Origin of the sequence: Gemmatimonas sp., assembly GCF_021298855.1 — a bacterium.
In the GTDB taxonomy this organism is placed as follows: domain Bacteria; phylum Gemmatimonadota; class Gemmatimonadetes; order Gemmatimonadales; family Gemmatimonadaceae; genus Gemmatimonas.
The window spans coordinates 1-17,689 of record NZ_JAJTHI010000068.1; the positions used below are offsets into that span (position 1 = coordinate 1).

16 protein-coding genes are annotated in these 17,689 nt (G+C 69.4%); 9 read left to right on the top strand and 7 right to left on the bottom strand.

The features are described from left to right. The 3 genes from LW840_RS15780 to LW840_RS15790 form a co-directional block, all read right to left on the bottom strand. A partial coding sequence (locus LW840_RS15780) for a four helix bundle protein (protein WP_291277341.1) occupies positions 1-260 on the bottom strand: 260 nt, incomplete at its 3' end. Between the two features lie 698 nt (positions 261-958). Further along, positions 959-1,669: a copper homeostasis protein CutC gene (locus tag LW840_RS15785; RefSeq protein ID WP_291266841.1), complete on the bottom strand. Its 711-nt coding sequence runs from the start codon at positions 1,667-1,669 to the stop codon at positions 959-961. Positions 1,670-1,679: 10 nt separating this feature from the next. Beyond that, complete coding sequence (locus LW840_RS15790; protein ID WP_291261274.1) at positions 1,680-2,909, bottom strand: nucleoside permease; 1,230 nt, start codon at positions 2,907-2,909, stop codon at positions 1,680-1,682. 246 nt (positions 2,910-3,155) lie between these two features. Here LW840_RS15790 and LW840_RS15795 point away from each other — a divergent pair, with 246 nt between their 5' ends. Then, positions 3,156-3,704 carry a YfiT family bacillithiol transferase gene (locus tag LW840_RS15795; protein ID WP_291277342.1) on the top strand — a complete coding sequence of 183 codons (549 nt, stop codon included), beginning with the start codon at positions 3,156-3,158 and terminating at the stop codon, positions 3,702-3,704. 54 nt (positions 3,705-3,758) lie between these two features. Here LW840_RS15795 and LW840_RS15800 read toward each other — a convergent pair whose 3' ends face one another. Then, complete coding sequence (locus LW840_RS15800) at positions 3,759-5,861, bottom strand: Ig-like domain-containing protein (RefSeq protein WP_291277343.1); 2,103 nt, start codon at positions 5,859-5,861, stop codon at positions 3,759-3,761. 101 nt (positions 5,862-5,962) lie between these two features. On the opposite strand from LW840_RS15800, the gene LW840_RS15805 reads away from it, so the two are divergent. Further along, positions 5,963-6,880, top strand: a complete 918-nt coding sequence (locus LW840_RS15805; RefSeq protein WP_291266845.1) for a hypothetical protein — start codon at positions 5,963-5,965, stop codon at positions 6,878-6,880. Positions 6,881-6,907: 27 nt separating this feature from the next. On the opposite strand, the gene LW840_RS15810 is transcribed toward LW840_RS15805, so the two are convergent. The 3 genes from LW840_RS15810 to LW840_RS15820 all read right to left on the bottom strand — a co-directional run bounded on the left by LW840_RS15810 (position 6,908) and on the right by LW840_RS15820 (position 9,577). Then, positions 6,908-7,324 (bottom strand): prepilin-type N-terminal cleavage/methylation domain-containing protein, encoded by a 417-nt coding sequence (locus LW840_RS15810; protein WP_291266846.1) that lies wholly within the window; start codon positions 7,322-7,324, stop codon positions 6,908-6,910. Beyond that, positions 7,325-8,083, bottom strand: a complete 759-nt coding sequence (locus LW840_RS15815; protein WP_291266847.1) for a hypothetical protein — start codon at positions 8,081-8,083, stop codon at positions 7,325-7,327. It abuts the gene before it with no gap. Between the two features lie 90 nt (positions 8,084-8,173). Next, entirely contained in the window at positions 8,174-9,577 is a 1,404-nt protein-coding gene (locus LW840_RS15820; protein ID WP_291277344.1) for a S41 family peptidase, read from the bottom strand. Between the two features lie 131 nt (positions 9,578-9,708). Between LW840_RS15820 and tal the strand changes: the two genes are divergently transcribed. The 7 genes from tal (at position 9,709) to LW840_RS15855 (ending at position 17,672) form a co-directional block, all read left to right on the top strand. After that, entirely contained in the window at positions 9,709-10,839 is a 1,131-nt protein-coding gene (gene tal, locus LW840_RS15825; RefSeq protein ID WP_291277345.1) for a transaldolase, read from the top strand. A 43-nt stretch (positions 10,840-10,882) separates the two neighbouring features. Beyond that, entirely contained in the window at positions 10,883-12,370 is a 1,488-nt protein-coding gene (pyk, locus tag LW840_RS15830) for a pyruvate kinase (protein WP_291277346.1), read from the top strand. A 25-nt stretch (positions 12,371-12,395) separates the two neighbouring features. Beyond that, the gene (locus LW840_RS15835) at positions 12,396-13,181 is read left to right on the top strand and encodes an MBL fold metallo-hydrolase (RefSeq protein ID WP_291277347.1); all 786 of its coding nucleotides are present in this window, start codon (positions 12,396-12,398) and stop codon (positions 13,179-13,181) included. Between the two features lie 2 nt (positions 13,182-13,183). Further along, the gene (locus LW840_RS15840; protein ID WP_291261399.1) at positions 13,184-14,584 is read left to right on the top strand and encodes a glucose-6-phosphate isomerase; all 1,401 of its coding nucleotides are present in this window, start codon (positions 13,184-13,186) and stop codon (positions 14,582-14,584) included. A 152-nt stretch (positions 14,585-14,736) separates the two neighbouring features. Further along, positions 14,737-16,158 carry a class II fructose-bisphosphate aldolase gene (locus tag LW840_RS15845; protein WP_291267061.1) on the top strand — a complete coding sequence of 474 codons (1,422 nt, stop codon included), beginning with the start codon at positions 14,737-14,739 and terminating at the stop codon, positions 16,156-16,158. Between the two features lie 94 nt (positions 16,159-16,252). Beyond that, complete coding sequence (locus LW840_RS15850; RefSeq protein ID WP_291261397.1) at positions 16,253-16,777, top strand: YtxH domain-containing protein; 525 nt, start codon at positions 16,253-16,255, stop codon at positions 16,775-16,777. Continuing rightward, on the top strand, positions 16,749-17,672 hold the full coding sequence (locus tag LW840_RS15855; protein ID WP_291261396.1) for a YihY/virulence factor BrkB family protein: 924 nt from the start codon (positions 16,749-16,751) through the stop codon (positions 17,670-17,672). The genes LW840_RS15850 and LW840_RS15855 overlap by 29 nt, the downstream gene beginning before the upstream one ends. Positions 17,673-17,689: the final 17 nt, after the last annotated feature.

Here is a 17,689-nt window from a genome sequence, read left to right on the forward strand (position 1 = left end):
ACCAGTCGGCGCGCGAGCTCGAGGTGACTCTCCACCTCGCTTGTCGACCCGATGGCATAGGCCAGAAAGCGTGCATTCTGCGCCGACGTCTCCTGCCTGGCCCCCTCGGCGATGTTGGCCGGAATGGATGATGCCGCGCGGCAGAGCTGATTCCTGAGCCCCGGGGCCCGGGCGGCGGGGAGCGCCCGCGTGATCAGGTGCACTCGCACCGCGACATCCATGGCGCGGTGCCACACCTGCAGGTCGTGGTAATCGTGCATGGCGCAGCGTAGCGCCGTCTGATCGTGGTCGCGTAACCGGATTGCCGCGGCGCGGGCTCAATTGACGCACGGGGGGAGGCGGGGGGCGGTCGGTACGTGGCAGAGGGGGAACCGTACACCTCACACTGCACACCTCAGACGGCAGACGGCAGACGGCAGGAACCACAGTGCGCAGACAGCAGGCATTTGGAAGAGGCGGGCGCGCCCGCTGCGCGGCGCGCCCGATGTCCTTGGCAGTCAGGAGATCGGCGGCGGCGCGCAGCGCCTGCCGCCGCGTTGTTCTTCCGCATCCCTGCCCACTGCCCACTGTGGTTCCTGCCGTCTGCGATCTGCAGTTCGTATCGCGCGGGCAGCAGACGCAGACGGCAGACGGCAGACGGCAGGAACCACAGTACGCAGACAGCAGTCATTTGGAAGAGGCGGGCGCGACCGCTGTGCGGCGCGCCCGATGTCCTTGGCAGTCAGGAGATCGGCGGCGGCGCGCAGCGCCGGCCGCCGCGGTGTTCTTCCGCATCCCTGCCCACTGCCCACTGTGGTTCCTGCCGTCTGCCGTCTGCTGGTCGCACCCCGCAAGCAGCAGGCAGCAGGCAGCAGGCAGCGGGCAGCAAGCAGCAGGCAGCAAGCAGCAGGCAGCAAGCAGCAGGCAGCAAGCAGCAGGCAGCAGGCTGCTGCCTGCCTGCCGCAGACTACACCGCCCCCTATCCCTCCCCCAACGCCTGCACCACCTCGCGGATGATGGTGGGGTCCGTGCCGCGCGCGTGCACCTGATGCACCGTCGAGCGCTGCACCAGCTCCCGCACATGCGGGCCGCGAACGCCGCCACCGGCGAGGATCGTCAGCCGGTCGCCGGCGCGCTGCCGGAGCGCCGACAGGGTGGCGGCGCCATCGAGCGCCGTGGCCGCCTGGCCGCTGGTCAGCACATGCGTCACCCCGGCGTGCATGAGCGTGTGCAGCGCCGCGAAGGGGTCGGGGGTGCGGTCGAATGCGCGATGGAAGGCCACGGCCATGGGGCGCGCCAGCTGCGTGAGCGTCACGAGGTGCTGCAGGTGCACCGTGTCGTCGCGCTGGAGCGGCCCCAGCACCACGCCGTCCATGCCCAGCGTGCGGGCGGTCACGATGTCGTTCGCCATCACGTCGAGCTCGTCGTCGTGATACACGAAGTCGCGTGAATGCGGCCGGATCATGACATGCAGTGGCACGCGGAGGACATCGCGACAGCGCGCCATGAGTCCCAGCGACGGCGTCGTCCCACCGTCACCGGGGCCGCACAACTCGATGCGTCCGGCTCCCGCCTCCTGCGCGGCCACCGCCGTGTAGACGGAGTCGCAGCACGCTTCCACCAGCACGGTGCCGAAGGACGGGACGGGGGGAGGGGGAGGGGGAGCCGGGTGAGAGGGCGTGGCGGACATGGGGGCGCACTCAGTGCGCGGAGGCGGTGGCGGACTTGGGCGATGCCGACGGGCGGAACAGGACGAGGAAGACGGCGAAGACCACGAGGGCACCGATGGCGGCCGTCTGCCAGATCTGCAGCCAGTCGTGCGACGGTGCCCCCGCGGCGGTGGTCGTGGCGTACCGGTTCACCACGCTGCCCGACACCGACGCGCCCACGAAGTACCCCACGCCGTTGGTCACCAGGTTGAGGAACCCCTGCGCGGCGGCGCGAATCGTGGGGCCGGCGCGCTCATCGGTGTAAATCTGCCCCGCCACGAAGAAGAAGTCGTAGCAGATGCCGTGCAGCAGGATGCCGATGTACACGAGGGGCATCACCGGTGTGCCGCCGCCCGTGCCGTAGCCGAAGGCGAAATAGCGCAGCCCCCAGGCCAGCATGCCCACGAGCATGATCCACTTGATGCCCAGCTTCCGCAGCGCGAACGGCAGCAGCAGCATGAAGCCGATCTCGCTCATCTGCCCGAACGTCTGGATGAAGGCCGGCTCCGGGGCGCCGATCTCGTTGAGATACGGATTGGCGAAGGCGTAGTAGAACTGCAGCGGGATGCAGAGGAAGAACGAGCCCAGCGTGAAGATGAGGAAGTCGCGGTGCCGGAGCAGCTGCAAGGCGTCCAGCCCCAACGCGTCGCGCACGCTGAACGGGGCGCCCGCGGCGCGCGGTGGCGTCGGGGGAAGCAGGAAGGCGAAGAGACCGAGCGCCACGGAGCCACCCGCGGCCAGCAGCATGGGCAGGTTCGACTTGTCCGCCTGCAGGACCTTGCCCACCATGATGCCCGCCGCAATCCACCCGATGGTGCCCAGCACCCGGATGAGCGGGAAGTCGCGCGCGGAGTCGGTGATGTGGTGGAAGGAGATGGAGTTGGTGAGCGACAACGTGGGCATGTAGCAGAACGCGTAGGCAAGCAGGAACAGGTAGAACCCGCTCCACTCGGTCTGCTGCGCCATGAGGTACATCATGCCGCCGCCGACGAGGTGCAGCATGGCGAGCAGTTTCTCCGAGGAGAAGAAGCGATCGGCCACGATGCCCATGAAGAAGGGCGAGACCACCGCGGCGATGGCCGTCGCGCCGTACGCCGCCCCGATGTTGGTGTCGGAGAACCCGCGGGTCTGCCCGAGGTACGTGCCCATGGTGACGAACCAGGAGCCCCAGACGAAATACTGGAGGAACATCATGACCGACAACCGTGCCTTCGTGCTCATCTACGACAGCTCCCGGATACGAACGTTGCGGATCGGTGCCTGGGTACCGTGCGCCGGCGTGGCGGGCACGACGTGGCGGGCACGACGTGGTGCTCACGGCGGGGTGAGCGGGGCGGGCTGTGGGCAATGCTATGTCCCGTACCGGGAAGGCGGAAGGCGTCACACGGCCGACCCGCCGGGGTACGGTCGGCACCCGCGGACCGGACCCCTGTTTCGGGTCCGGTGTCCGGCCGGTAATTTTCCGGAATGACTCCGTCACTACCATCCGACCCCAGCTATCCCATTGGCCGCTTCGTGCGGCGGGACGTGTATGCCGACGCCGACCGTGCGGCACACGTGGCGCGCATTGCCGCGCAGCCGGGCACGCTGGCCGCCATGCTCGACGGGTTGGATGAGCACGACTTCGCCGCGCCCTATCGCCCCGGCGGCTGGACGGTGGGGCAATTGGTGCACCATCTCGCCGACAGTCACCTCAACGCCTACATCCGCGTGAAGCTGGGGCTTACCGAGCAGGAGCCCACCATCAAGCCGTACGATCAGGACGCGTGGGTGCAGCTCGCCGACGCGTCCACGTTGTCACCGCACGTCTCCGTCGCGCTTTTTGCCGCCACCCACATTCGCCTGCACACCGTGCTGGTGTCCATGCGGGCCGAGCAGTTCGCGCGCCGCCTCGTGCATCCCGAGAATGGCGTCATGACGCTCGACCAGGTTGCGGCCATGTATGCGTGGCATGGTGACCACCATCTGGCGCACCTCGAGCAGTATCGCACGTACTACCGCGCCGCGCGCGGCTGACGACGGCGGCCAGGCGCACGACGGCTGCGCACCGCTCCGGCAATGCGCGCGGGCTCAGTTCGGTGATTCGAAAATGCGCCCGACGTCGCCCACCGCGGCCACGCCGCGCGAGCCCGGCACCCCGAAGAGCGCGTAGATGATGCTGCGCCACGGTGCCGCGAGCGGGCGCCACTGCACGCCGTTGTAGCGCAGCACGGTGCCACTGTCGCCCACCGCATACACGTCGGTGGGACCGCGCCCCCAGAGCGCCCGCAGATCGCGCGCGGTGGGTTTGGGAAAGGCGCGCCATGCCACGCCATCGAAGCGCAACGCCACGCCCGAGTCGCCCACCGCGAACACGTCGTTGGCGGCTGTGCCCCACACGGCGCGCAGGCGACTCTGCGTGGGCACGGCCACACTCTGCCACCGCCCACCATCGAAGCGCAGCATCGTCCCCGAATCGCCCACGACCCACACGTTGGCCGGGTCGGTGCCCCATGCCGCGCGCAGGAAGCGCAGCGTGCCACTCTGCTGCGGCGTCCACCCACTGCCGTTCGAGCGCAGGATGGTGCCGCGCTCCCCCACGATCACATGCTGACCGCCGCCGCTCCACACGCTGCGCAGCACGCCGCGCGTGGGCGACTCGTCCACGCGCCAGGCCGACCCGTTGTAGCGCAGAATCGTCCCGGTGTCCCCCACCGCCACGATGTCGGACGCGCTGTTGCCACTGATGCCGTACAGGTCGAATGCGGAGGGGACGCGTTCGGGGCGCCACGCCGTGCCCTGCCGCCGCAGGACGGTGCCGCCGAAGCCCACGGCGAACATCGTCTCGCCGGCACCATACACGCCGAGCAGCGGCGGGTCATTGTTGTCCACCGTCGCCGTGGCACTGGCTCCCACGCCGCGCAGCGTGACGATTGCGCCGTACCAGCCTGCCAGTCGCAGCGCGCCATCACCGCGCCGGGTGATGGCGCGCCAGTTGGCACCAAGCCCCACCGACAGGGCGCGCCAGCTGGTGCCGTCGAAGTGCCAGGTGGTGCCGTTGTTCCCCACCGCATACACATCGTTGAAGGCGCGGCCCCGCAGGGCGAACAGGTTGGCGCTGCCAGGGGTGGGCATACGCTGCCACTGCACGCCGTCGAAGCGCACGACGGTGCCCTGCGTGCCCACGGCAAACACGTTGCCGGCACTCGTGCCCCACACATCGAAGAACGGCACCGACTCCGGCACCGCTTGCCGCAACCAGCTCGTGCCATTCCAGCGCAGAATGGTGCCGTTGTTGCCGGCGACGAACACGGTGGTGCTGTTGGCACCCCAGATCCCCCACAGCTCGTCGGTCACACCACTGGCCATGGCATCCAGCCGCGTCCCGTTCCACCGCAGGATGGTCCCACGGTCGCCGGTGATGAAGATCTCGGTCTCGCTCAGCCCCCACACCTCGAGCAACGTCGAGGTGACCCCCGTGTCGAGCCGCCGGAACGTGGTCCCGTCGCTGCGCAGCACCACGCCGTTGCTCCCCACGAACCAGAGATCGGTGGGCGAACTCCCCCACACGCCCACCAGCGTTTCGGTGATCCCGGCGTCCACCTGCTCCCACGGGCCGTCGTGGCGGGAGCGCAGGATGCCACCGTTCTGCCCCACGGCCCACGTGGTGCCCGCACCGTCGTCCCACACCCCCAGGAAGGTCACATCCGACACACCGGCGCGCGCCGCGCGCCACGTGGTGATGTCGGGCTGCTCGCTGGTCACCGAGACCGACACCAGCGCCGACAGCGGGCCGTTCACCCCCCGCACGTTGGCGGTGATGCGCGCACTGCCAGGCGCCACGGCGCGCACCACGCCGGTGGCGTCGACCGAGGCCACCGCCGGGGCATCGCTTCGCCAGTCCACCGCCGGCGCGTCCACCAGCACGCCGGCCGCATCGCGCGCCTCCAGCTGCAGCGGCTGTGTCACCCCGGCCGGCAGGTTGAGCGATGCCGGAGACACGAGCAGCGAGGCCACACGCCCATCGCGCGGGGCCGATTCGGTGGGGGCACCATCGCACGCGCCCAGCAGCACCAGCAGGCACAGCTGCCACCACACGGAGCCCCACTCGCCAGCTGGCCATCGAGCGAACGACGTGCGACGGCGCCGCCACCGGGCATGGCGCAGGCGCTGTGAAATGGAAACGGCGTGCATGTCGGGAGCCTACTCGCAGCGCCCCAGCGGGCGCAACGCCCGGCGGGTATGCTTCCTGATTGTCCCATCGCGTGTCTCCCCACCTCCTGCCCCGCGCACCCATGCTCCGGTCCATCCTCCACACCGGTTGCGGTGCCGTCCTGCTCGCCGGGGCGGCCGGCCCGCTTGCCGCGCAACCCGGCGTGCCGCGCACCTCACCCCCGGCGCCGTCGTCGGAGATCTTCCTGGTGCCGCTGACGGGGAGGGGGGCGGCGCTGGCCGCCGGTGCCCCGCGCAACATCACGAACCGCGACGGCTACGACAATCAGCCGGCCTTCTCGCACGACGGGCGCGCCCTCTTCTACACGTCGACCCGCGACGATGCGCAGGCCGACATCTACCGGTTCGACATCGCCAGCGGCCGCAGCGTCCGCGTCACGCGCACCGCGCCGGAAAGCGAGTACTCCGCCGCTCCCACGCCCGATGGCCGCGCCCTTCTCGTCATTCGGGTGGAGCGCGACTCGACGCAACGGCTGTGGCGGGTGCCTCTCGATGGCAGCGCCGAGCAGGTGCTCTTCCCGGAAACCCGCCCGGTGGGGTACTTCGCCCAACCGACCGACTCCACCTGGGTCCTGTTCGTGCTCGGCACGCCGGTCACGCTGCACCTTGGCGCGAAGGGCACCGGCCGTACCGAGGTGGTGGCACGCAACATCGGCCGTTCGCTGCATCGCATCCCCGGCACGTCGCTGGCCAGCGTCGTGCAGAAAGGCACACCGCCGTGGCAGCTGATGGAGTTCGATCCGGTGGCGCGCACCTTCACCGCACTCGTGACCCTTCCACCTGGGAGCGAAGATGTGGCCTGGATCGATGGCCGCACCGTGCTGGTCGGTAGCGGCAGCAGGCTGTGGCGCTGGACGCGCGGTGATCGTGGGTGGACCGCGTTGGCGGACTACGCCGGGAGCGGACTCGGCCACATCACGCGGCTTGCGGTGAGCCCCGACGGATCCCTGTTGGCGCTCGTCGCCGATCCGGCGAAGTAGTCGTCGCGCGGCGGTGCCTCGTGGGCCTCAGCGCGCGCGCGCTGGAGCCTGCCAGCGGCAATCGCCGGCGTCGAAGGCGGCGCGCAGCTCCTCGCGCGGCACCCAGCCGGGCGACGGCGTGCATCGGCCACGCGGATCGATGGCGAGGTCGAGCGGCAATGGGGGCGCGGTGATCGTCCCCGCGGCAATGGGCTCGCGGGCGCCGGTGGCCTCCACGCTCCACAAGCCGTCATGGTACACCCGCAGCCGCAGCGTTTCGCGCCGCTGCATCGCCAGCGTTCGCGCACTGTCCACGACAGCGGTCATGTCATGCGCGCTGGCCGCGCGTTGGGTACCGCGACGTGTGACCTGACGCGAGAGGAGCAGGGCCCCGGCAATCGCCACGATTGCCACGGCCACCAGCACCTCGGTCAGCGTCAGGCCAGCACGCCGGGCCCTGTGCACTTACTTCTTGATCAGCGGCTGCACGGCCGCCGGCACGGCCACGGCTTCGTTCGTCACCGTGTTGAACTCGGCGCTCTTCACCGTGAGAATCATCTTCTGCGGGCCGGTCGTCATCTCGGTGCGCGTGGCCACCTTGAGCGGGCCGAACTGCTTGTAGTCGGCAATGATCGAGCTCGTGGACATCTTCCCCATCTCCGAGTCGAGCGTGGCTTCGGCGCCGATCTGCAGCCCGCTGGCCAGCGAGAAGTAGTTCCACGACTCGTTCCCGGTGTCCTTGCGCACCAGCTTGATCTTGTAGGCCTTCTCGCCCGCGAAGTCGACCACGCCTTCGTTGGTCATCGCGCTGAACCGGTCAGGCGAATAGAGCATGCTGGCCACGAAGTCGGCCTGCTCCTTGGCCTGCGCGAGCTCCTTGCCTTCCAGCAGGCGCGCGCCCTGCATGGGGTTCACCGACCACGCCACGGTGCCGTCGGTCCCCGAGAGAATCTCGCCCAGGCCGGCAAGGCTCATCTTCATGGACTGCTTGTTGGGCGCCATCACGTACATCTCGAGATCGGCCGTCATGCCCGCCGCCGTGATCTCCATGGCCCCCACCTGCTTCATGGACGTGATCTTCATGATGGCATCGCGGCCACCGATCGCGGCCACGTGCTTGGCCAGCACGTCGGCGGCCGGTGGGAGCGGCTGGGCCTGAACGGCGGGCGCCGCGAAGAGCAGCGCGGCGGTGGTGATGGTGCGAACCGCTGACTGAAGGAACATTCGGGAATTCTCCGAGGTGAGCGCCTGTCGGCGACAAGAGGGATGGCGGTGGGTGGGGTGATCATGCGTGCGTTGAACGCATGAACTATATCAAGGCACCGGCCGCCGCGGTGCCTGACGGGTAACCCACGTGATGGCGGCATCGAGCGCCGGGTCTCGGCCGTCGAGCAGGGCCCGCCGATCGGGGGAAACGAGCTGGTTTGGTGTCACCCCGTCTCCCTCCACCGGTTTCCCGTTGGCGCCAATGAAGTTGGCGATGGCGTGATACAGGATGTCCCCGTTGGGTAGCCGTTCCGGAACGGAGGGGAGTGCCTGTCCGGCCGACTGCGTGCCGAAGACGCTGGCCCGCCCGAGCCCCTGCAGCCCGCCGGCGAAGATCTCCGTGGTGCTGGCCGACAGGGGGTCCACGACGAGCGCGAGCGGACCGCGAAACGGCGTCACGGCACGAAGCCGCGTGTCCACACGGCGGGGGTTCGCCATGAAACGCATGGTGCCGCCGCGCTGCACCATCTCCCCGATCGCCACCGCGCTATCGAGGAAGTGCCCGGCGAAGCCCATGGACATGCCGCCCACCCCTCCCGGGTTGCCCCGCACATCCAGCACGATCGCGTCTGCACCGCGCAGCGAGTCCACCGCCGCGTCGAACTGCGCGGCCAGCACGGGCATCCAGATGTTGAAGCGGATCACGCCGATCGTCCGGCCGTCGCGCTGCACCCGATGCCAGTCGAGCGCCGCGGCAAGCGGCGGCAGGTTGCCGAACTTGGTGATCGTGCCGCGCTCCGCCCCGTACGTCAGGGTGAGCGGGCGCGCGGTGGAGCGCGCGTCGCGGAACCCCACCGTGATGGTGTCGCCCGCCTGACCGCCGAGCGCCATGGTGGTGCCCTGCCAGGCAAACAGGGCGCGACGCCGCGGCTCGAGGCTTTCCGGCAACAGCGCCAGCCGAGCCGCTGACGGGCACCCGCGAACCGACTCGACTTCCCACCCGGTGCGGACCCCCGCCTGCCACGCCGGTCCGCCGGTGTCGATCGACGTGACCAGCATGGCCGACCCCACCAGGCGCGTATCGAAGCCCAGCGAGCCGCTGGCCCCCTGCCGCGCGGCGCCGTCACCACGGCCCATGGTCGCGTCCGACACCTCCTGCGGGATGATGGAGAAGTGCGACTGCCGCAGACGCGACACCATGTCGGCCAGCACGAGCCGCAATTCGCCGCGCGTGCGCGCCGCCGCGGCCCGGGGACGCAGCTCGTCGCGAACCGCCTGCCAGTTCACCCCGTTGTAGGTGGTGTCCCAGTGGGTGCGCCGGATGATCGTCCAGGCACTGTCGAAGGTGACCAGCGCGTCCGCCGCCGGCGCGGAGGCCAGCGACGAACCGTCGGTTGCTGCCCCGCCTCCGCACGAGGCGGGCAGGGCGGCCGCGCCGCCGGCCGACCGCCCGGCGCCCACGCAGCCGGTCGCCAGCACGAGCACCAGCGAGCAGAACAAGAAAGTCTTCACGAAAGTGGAAATGGGTGTGGGGTGTAACCGTCTATTTTCAGAAACAACCGGCCGCTGCTCTCGCCGCCGCCATGTGCAGCACATTACCATGCATAGCTGCCCCTCCTCTTCACGCGCCTTCTCCGGTTCCCATGTCCGCTCGCCTGCACGCGCTGCACGCCGCTGGTCAGTCCCTGTGGCTCGACTATATCGACCGCACCATGCTTTCCAACGGGGATCTGGCCCGCCGGATTGCCGAGGATGCCCTCACCGGCATGACCTCGAACCCCACCATCTTCGAGAAGGCGCTGGCCGAGGGTGCCGCGTACGACGCCCAGCTGGCCACCTTGCCCTCCGCGCTGTCCGACCGCGACGCCTTTTTTGAAGTGGCGGCCACGGATGTGCGTCAGGCCTGTGATGCCTTCCGCACGGTCTACGACCGGACGCAGGGACTAGACGGATTCGTCTCGCTGGAGGTTTCACCGGATCTCGCGCGCGACACCGCCGGAACGGTCGCCGAAGCGCGCCGGTTGTGGGCCAGCGTGGACCGCCCCAACCTCATGATCAAGGTGCCGGGCACGCCAGAAGGCGCCGAGGCCATCCGGCAGCTCATTGCCGACGGCATCAACGTGAATGTCACGTTGCTCTTCTCGATCGAGGCGCATGCGCGCGTCATCGAGGCCTACCTGGCCGGCCTGGAAGCCCGCGCCGCCGCCGGCCTGCCCATCGACCGCATCGGTTCCGTGGCCAGCTTCTTCGTGAGCCGCGTCGACTCGGCCATCGACAAGCAGTTGGGCGTCCTGGCCGCCGCCGCCCCCGAGCGCGCCGAGGCGCTGCTGGCCCTGCAGGGCAAGGCCGCCATTGCCAACGCCAAGCTCGCCTATCGTCTGTTTCAGGCGTCGTTCTCTGGCGCGCGGTGGGCCGCGCTCAGCAGCCGCGGTGCGCGCGTGCAGCGTCCGCTGTGGGCCTCCACCAGCACCAAGAACCCGGCGTATCGCGATGTGATCTACGTGGAGGAGCTCATCGGTCCCGACACGGTCAACACGCTCCCGCCCGCCACGCTCGAGGCGTTCCGTGATCACGGCGAAGTGCGGGCATCGGTGACGGAGTCGGTGGCCGAAGCGGAGCGGTCGCTGGCGGCGCTCGAGGCGCACGGGGTGTCGCTCCAGTCGGTGACCGACACGCTGCTCGCTGAGGGGCTCGCCTCCTTCGAGCAGTCGTTCGTGACGTTGCTGGCCGGACTGGCCCGCAAGCGCGCGGCGCTCGCGCCGGCCGCCTCCTGATCTCCCCACTCCCCCGGTTCCCTTGGCCACCACCACGCCCGACATGTCCATCTCCCGCACCGGCCCCGAACGCGCCGCCTCGCCTGCGGATGACCACGAGACGATGACCAGCACCTTTCAGCGTGCGCACGTGCCGCGCACCAAGATCGTCGGCACACTCGGTCCGGCCAGCAACACGGCCGAGGCCATCCGGACGCTGGTCGACGCCGGCCTCGATGTGGCCCGCATCAACTTCTCGCACGGCACGCACGAGCAGCACGCGCGCACGATCGCCATGGTGCGCGCGGTGTCGGACGCCGCCGGACGCCCGGTGGCCATTCTTGGCGATCTGCAGGGGCCGCGCATTCGCATCGGCGCGCTGCCCGCTCCCCGGGAGCTGGAAGTGGGCGGCACCGTCGTGCTCGTGCCCGAGGAGGTGGCCGCGGGAGACGAAATCCCCATCACCTACGCCGATCTGTGCCATGATGTGAACACCGGCAACCGCGTGCTCATCAACGATGGGCTTTTCGAGCTCGTCGTCACGCGCGTCGAGACGCCGCGCGTGTGGTGCACCGTGGTGCACGGGGGAACGCTCACCAGCAACAAGGGCATGAACCTGCCCGGCATTGCCGTGTCGGCTCCGTCGCTGACCGACAAGGATCGCGCCGATCTGGCCTTCGCCGTGGCCAACGACCTTGACATGGTGGCGCTCAGCTTCGTGCGGCGCGCGCAGGACATCGATGAGCTGCGCGCGCTCATTCCCAGGACGATGCTGGTGGTGGCGAAGATCGAGAAGGATGTGGCGCTCGAGAACATCGAGGAGATCATGCGGTCCACCGACGCCGTCATGGTGGCGCGCGGCGACCTGGGGGTGGAACTCCCGTTCGAGGAAGTGCCCATTGCCCAGAAGCACATCATCGCCACGGCCAACCGCATGGGGCGTCCGGTGATCACCGCCACGCAGATGCTCGAGTCGATGATCGAGAATCCGCGTCCCACGCGCGCGGAAGCCAGCGATGTGGCCAATGCCATCCTCGATGGCACGGACGCCGTGATGCTGTCGGCGGAAACGGCGGCGGGGCATTACCCGCGCCTCGCCGTGGAAGCGATGCGCCGCATCATCCGGGAAATCGAGACCAGGCCGCGCCCGGGCGCCAGCGCGCGGCTCGAGCGGCGCGTCGTCAGCGGCGTGAACATCGAGGAAGCGATCGCCGCGGCCACCGTGGCGGCCGTGCGCATGCTCGATGCGCCGCTGGTGGTGGTGTTCACGAAGAGCGGCTTCACCGCCCGCATCGTGTCCTCGCACCGTCCCAGCGTGCCCATCCTCGCGCTCACCGACGAACCACGCGTGTGCCGCCAGCTGGCGCTCGTGTGGGGCGTGGTGCCGCGTCTCGTGCCCACGGCACGCGGGTACGATCACATGGTGGCCATGGCCCTGCGCGAGGCGCTCGACCTCAATCTGGTGACCAAGGGCGACCGCGTGCTCGTGACCGCGGGCGTGCCGTTCGACGTGCCCGGCACGACCAACCTGCTGAAGGTCGAAACGGTCTGACCTGACGTCGCGACCGGCGACCGGCGTGCGCCTCACGTTCCTCGGCACCGGCACGAGCTTCGGCGTGCCGCAGGTGGGCTGCGAGTGTGCCGTGTGTACGTCCACCGACCCGCGCGACCGGCGCACGCGCTGCGGGGTGGTCATCGAGGCGGCCAACGGCACGCGCCTGCTGGTGGACACGCCGCCCGAGCTGCGATTGCAGCTCGTGGCGGTCGGCATCGCCACCGTCGATGCCGTGCTCTTCACGCACGAGCACGCCGACCACATTCACGGCATCGACGATCTGCGCGCCATCACGATCCGACGCGGGGCCCCGCTCCCCTTCTACGCGGAGCCTCCCACCTTCGCCACGCTGCAGGCGCGCTTCCCGTACATCTTCGATGCGGCCTTTCGTCCGCTCCTCGGCACGACGCGTCCGGAGGGGGTGCTCCACCCCATCACCCCCGGGACGGCCTTTCGGGTGAATGGCACGTCGGTGCTGCCCATCGCCGTGCCGCACGGACGCGCCTCGGTGGTGGGTTTCCGCGTGGGCAATCTGGCCTACATCACCGACGCCAAAACGCTCCCCGACGAGGCGCTGGCCAGTCTTGTCGGCGTGCAGGTGCTCGTGCTCAACGCCCTGCTGCGGACGCCGCATCCCACGCACCTTTCGATCGCCGAAGCGGTGGACATGGCGCAGCGCGTCGGCGCCGCCCGCACCTACTTCACGCATCTCACGCACGACAACTTCCACGCGCAGCTTGCCGCCGAACTGCCTCCCGGAATCGCTCCGGCGCACGATGGTTTGGTGGTGGACCTGCCGGAGCCTTGATCATGGCACTCTCCTTCGATTTCACGAACATGATGGCCGGCGTGCTGCCGCACGGTGCCGGCATTGCCGAACGCGAGTGGCACGATGCCGCGGCCACCTTTGCGCGCGCGCACGCCGCCGTGCATGCGCGCACGGGCGACCTCGGCTTTCTCACCCTTGCCACCAACGAGCCGCTCCTGGCGTCGTCGCTCGCGGTGGCCGAGCGGGTGCAGGGCCGGTTCGACGATGTCCTCCTGCTGGGCATTGGCGGGTCGGCGCTGGGGCCCATCGCCTTGCGCACCGCGCTCTGTCCGCCGCGCTGGAACGAACTCACCGCGGCGCAGCGCGGGGGGCGCCCGCGGCTGCACGTATTGGACAACGTCGACCCGGCGACCATTGGGGCCACACTCGATCGGCTCGATCTCACGCGTACGCTCGTGCTCGTGGTGTCGAAGTCGGGCGGCACGGTCGAAACCATGGCGCAGTATCTCATCGTGCGCGACGCCCTGGCGCAGGCCGTGGGCGAGGAGGCGGCGCGCGAACATCTGGTGCTGGTGACCGATCCGCAGGTGGGCGCGCTGCGACGCATCGCCCGTGACGAGGGGATCGCGGCGGTGGAGATCCCGGCCAACGTGGGCGGCCGTTTCTCGGTGCTCTCGCCCGTGGGCATTCTGCCGGCGGCGCTCATTGGCGTCGACGTGCGGGCGCTGCTGGCCGGTGCGGCGCACATCACGGCCCAGGCGCAGGGCACCGAGCTCGCCGGCAACCTCCCCGGCGCCTTTGCCGTCCTGCAGTGGCTGGCCGACACGCGGCACGGACGATCGGTCCAGGTGCTCATGCCCTACGCGGATCCGCTGCGCGATCTCGCGCTCTGGTTCGTGCAGCTCTGGGCCGAATCGCTGGGCAAGATCCGCCCCGATGGCACCTCGGTGGGCCCCACGCCGCTACCGGCACTCGGGGCCACCGACCAGCACTCGCAGGTGCAGCTCTTCATGGAGGGGCCGCCGGACAAGACGGTCACCTTCGTGGCTGTCAGCGGGCGCACCAACGACGGTCGCATTCCGGCGCGCCACGCCGATATCCCCGAACTCGGCTACCTGGGCGGGCACACGCTGGGCGAACTCATCGATATCGAACAGCGGGCCACGGCGGGGGCGCTCGCGGCGCGCGGCCGCTTCAATGCCACCATCCACATCGACCGCATCGACGCCTGGCACCTCGGCGCACTCATGCAGCTCTTTGCCCTTGCCACCGCGTACGCGGGTGAACTGTACGGGGTCAATGCGTTCGACCAGCCCGGGGTGGAGCTGGGCAAGCAATTCGCCTACGCCATGCTGGGGCGAACCGGGAGCGAGGCGGCGCGCTCGGAGTGGGATGCGCTCCCCAAACCCGACCCGCGCTTCATGATCACGCCGGCCGTGTAACGCCGGCGTCGGCGCACACCCGGACGAGGCCCGGACGCCCTCGCCCGCGGGAAACACGATGGCAACTCCGGCATCGGGCTTGCCGGCACCGTTCATAGAGTGGGAACTTACAGCGGACCCCAGTTCAGCATTTCCACCCCCGACGATCGCTCATGTCCGATTCGACGATGACCCCGGCTTCGCTGCTCGGCGGCGCCCTGACGGTTTCCGACGGTGTACTGCGGGTGCATGACGCCGCCGTGCTGGCCACCTCCCAGTTCGACACCCTGGTACACGAGGCGGTGTTCGGTGCCACCGAAGCCGAGCGCGATTTCGCCCGCTGGGTGATCTGGGAGATCGGTCAGCAGGTGGGCGTGCGGCCGGCGTCCATCCACGAACTGTACGTGGCGCGCGGGGCGGGCAAGTGCGGCGGGTTCACCGTGCCGGCCATGAACATCCGCGCCATGTCGTACGATACGGCGCGCGCCGTCTTCCGCACGGCCATCAGGCTCGAGGCGGGGGCCTTCATCCTCGAAATCGCCCGCTCGGAAATCGCCTACACCGAACAGCGTCCGGCCGAGTACGTCACGGTCATGCTCGCCGCGGCGCTGCGGGAAGGGTTCCGCGGGCCGGTGTTCATCCAGGGCGATCACTTCCAGGTGAACCACAAGAAGTACGCCGTTGATCCGGTCACCGAGGTGAACGCCGTGAAGGCGCTCGTCACCGAGGCCGTCGCCGCCGGCTTCTACAACATCGACGTGGATACGTCCACGCTCGTCGACCTGAGCAAGCCCACGCTCACCGAACAGCAGCGCCTCAATTACGAAGTGTGCGTGGACATCACGCGCTTCGTGCGCGCGGCGGAGCCGGCTGGCGTGACCATCTCCATTGGTGGCGAGATCGGTGAAGTCGGGACGGAGAACAGCACGCCCGAAGAGCTCGAGGCCTTCATGGAAGGGTTCAACGCCACGCTCGCGGCGCAGGCGCCCGGCATGGCGGGGCTGAGCAAGATCTCCGTGCAGTCGGGCACGTCGCACGGCGGGGTCGTGCTCGCCGACGGCACCATCGCCGATGTGGCGCTCGATCTCGACACGCTCGAGGTGCTCTCGAAGCTGGGGCGTGACCGGTACGGCATGGCGGGCGCGGTGCAGCACGGCGCGTCCACCCTCCCGGACGCGGCGTTCAGCAACTTCCCCAAGCGCGAAACGGCGGAGATTCACCTCGCGACGAACTTCCAGACCATGATGTTCGATCACCTGCCGCCGGAGCTGCTGCAGGAGATCTACGCGTGGCTCGACGTGAACGCGAAGGACGAGCGCAAGGCCACCGACAGCGACGCGCAGTTCTACTACAAGACGCGCAAGAAGGCGATCGGCCCCTTCAAGAAGACGCTGTGGGCGCTGCCGGTCGAATTGCGCGAGAAGCTCGGCGCCGCGTACGACGCCAAGTTCACGTTCCTCTTCACCCAGCTGGGTATCGCCGGCACGAAGACGTACGTGGAGCAGTTCGTCACCATGCCGGAACAGCACCGTCCGCTCCCCACGGGAGCGTCCACGATCATCGCGGCGCCGGACGATGCGGATCTTTCCGACTGAGTGACCGGTACGGACTGGGGGGCCGCAGGCAGCACGGGCTGCCTGCGGACAGCCTACGGAGCCCGGGCGGGGCTCCTCACTCGCTGGAGGTCATATGGCTCGTGATTACGACGACGACCGCGTGGTCGTGATTGAGAAGGACAGCAACAACGGCGTCGGACTCCTGCTGCTTGGGCTCGCGCTTGGCGCCGGGGCGGCGTTGCTCTTTGCTCCGGCCAGTGGTCGCGAGACCCGCGAGCGCATTTCGCGGGAGGCGCGGCGCGCCGCGCGTCGTGCAAAGGACGTGACCGACGAGTTCGGCGACAAGCTGGCGGGCCAGGTGGAGCGTGCCCGTTCAGGGGTGGATGAGCGCCTGGGGCGCGCCCGTAACGCGGTGAACAGCCGTGTCGATGCCGTGAACGAGGCGGTGTCGGCCAGCCGCGATGCGGCACGTGAGGCGCGGGCCGACATCGAGCGGGCGGTGGCCAACAGCAAGCGTGCCTACGCCGACGGTCGTCGCGCGTATTCGGAACGGGCCTCGCGCTCCGGCATGTCGGGGGAACCCGGCCCCATGGCCGACGATCGCGCCCCGCGCGGCGGCGCGGAGGGCCATGCAGACGGGTCTGCCGACGACGCTTGAGTCGTGGTGGGACATCCTCCGCCGCGTCTGGAATCAGGCGGCGGAGGACAACGTCCCGTTTCTCGCGGGCGGGCTGGCGTTCAACATCCTGCTCGCCCTCGTGCCGTTCGTGCTGCTGCTCATTTCGGGGCTCTCCTTCCTGCTGGGCAGCGAGCCGGCAGAGGCCGCCGTCACCGTGACGCGGCTCATCGAACAGCTGCTCCCCAATGAAGCGCCGAGCGCCGGCGACCTGCTGCGCGGCGTCGTGACGGAAGTCCTGAGTACCCGTGGCACCGTCACCATCTACTCGGCCATCATCTTCGCCTGGTTTTCCACGCGCCTTTTCGGCTCGTTGCGCAGCGTCCTGGCCCTCATCTTCGACGGGACCGACCGCAGCATCGTGGCCGGCAAGCTGTTCGACTTCCTCGCCACCATCGTGGCCACGGTGGCGGTGGTGGTGTACGTGGTCTTCTCGGCCTATCTCGACCTGGCCACGACCCGGGGCTTTGCGTTCCTGCGCACCGTGGGCCTGCAGCGCGACGCCATGTCGGGGCTCGAGTACGTGGTGGGACGCCTGCTGGCCGTATTGCTCGTGTTCGCGCTCTTCTACGCGTTCTATCGCGGTTTGCCGCGCCGGCGTCCCAGCGTGCAGGTGGCTGCGGTGGCCGCGCTCACCGCGTCCATTCTGTTCGAGATCGCGCGACACGTCTTCGCCCTGGCCGTGGGGGCCGCGAATCCCGCCTCGCTGTACACCGGGACCATCGCCGCCATCGTGGCCGTCGTCTTCTGGACCTACTACAGCGCGTTCCTCTTCCTCCTTGGCGGCGAAGTGGCGCAGGCCTACGATCTGCGTCGCGCCGAGCTGGCGGCGCTGCGCGACGGCGACGCACGCGCCACTCGCGTCCGCCCCCGGTAAGCGCGCCGATCCCTCTC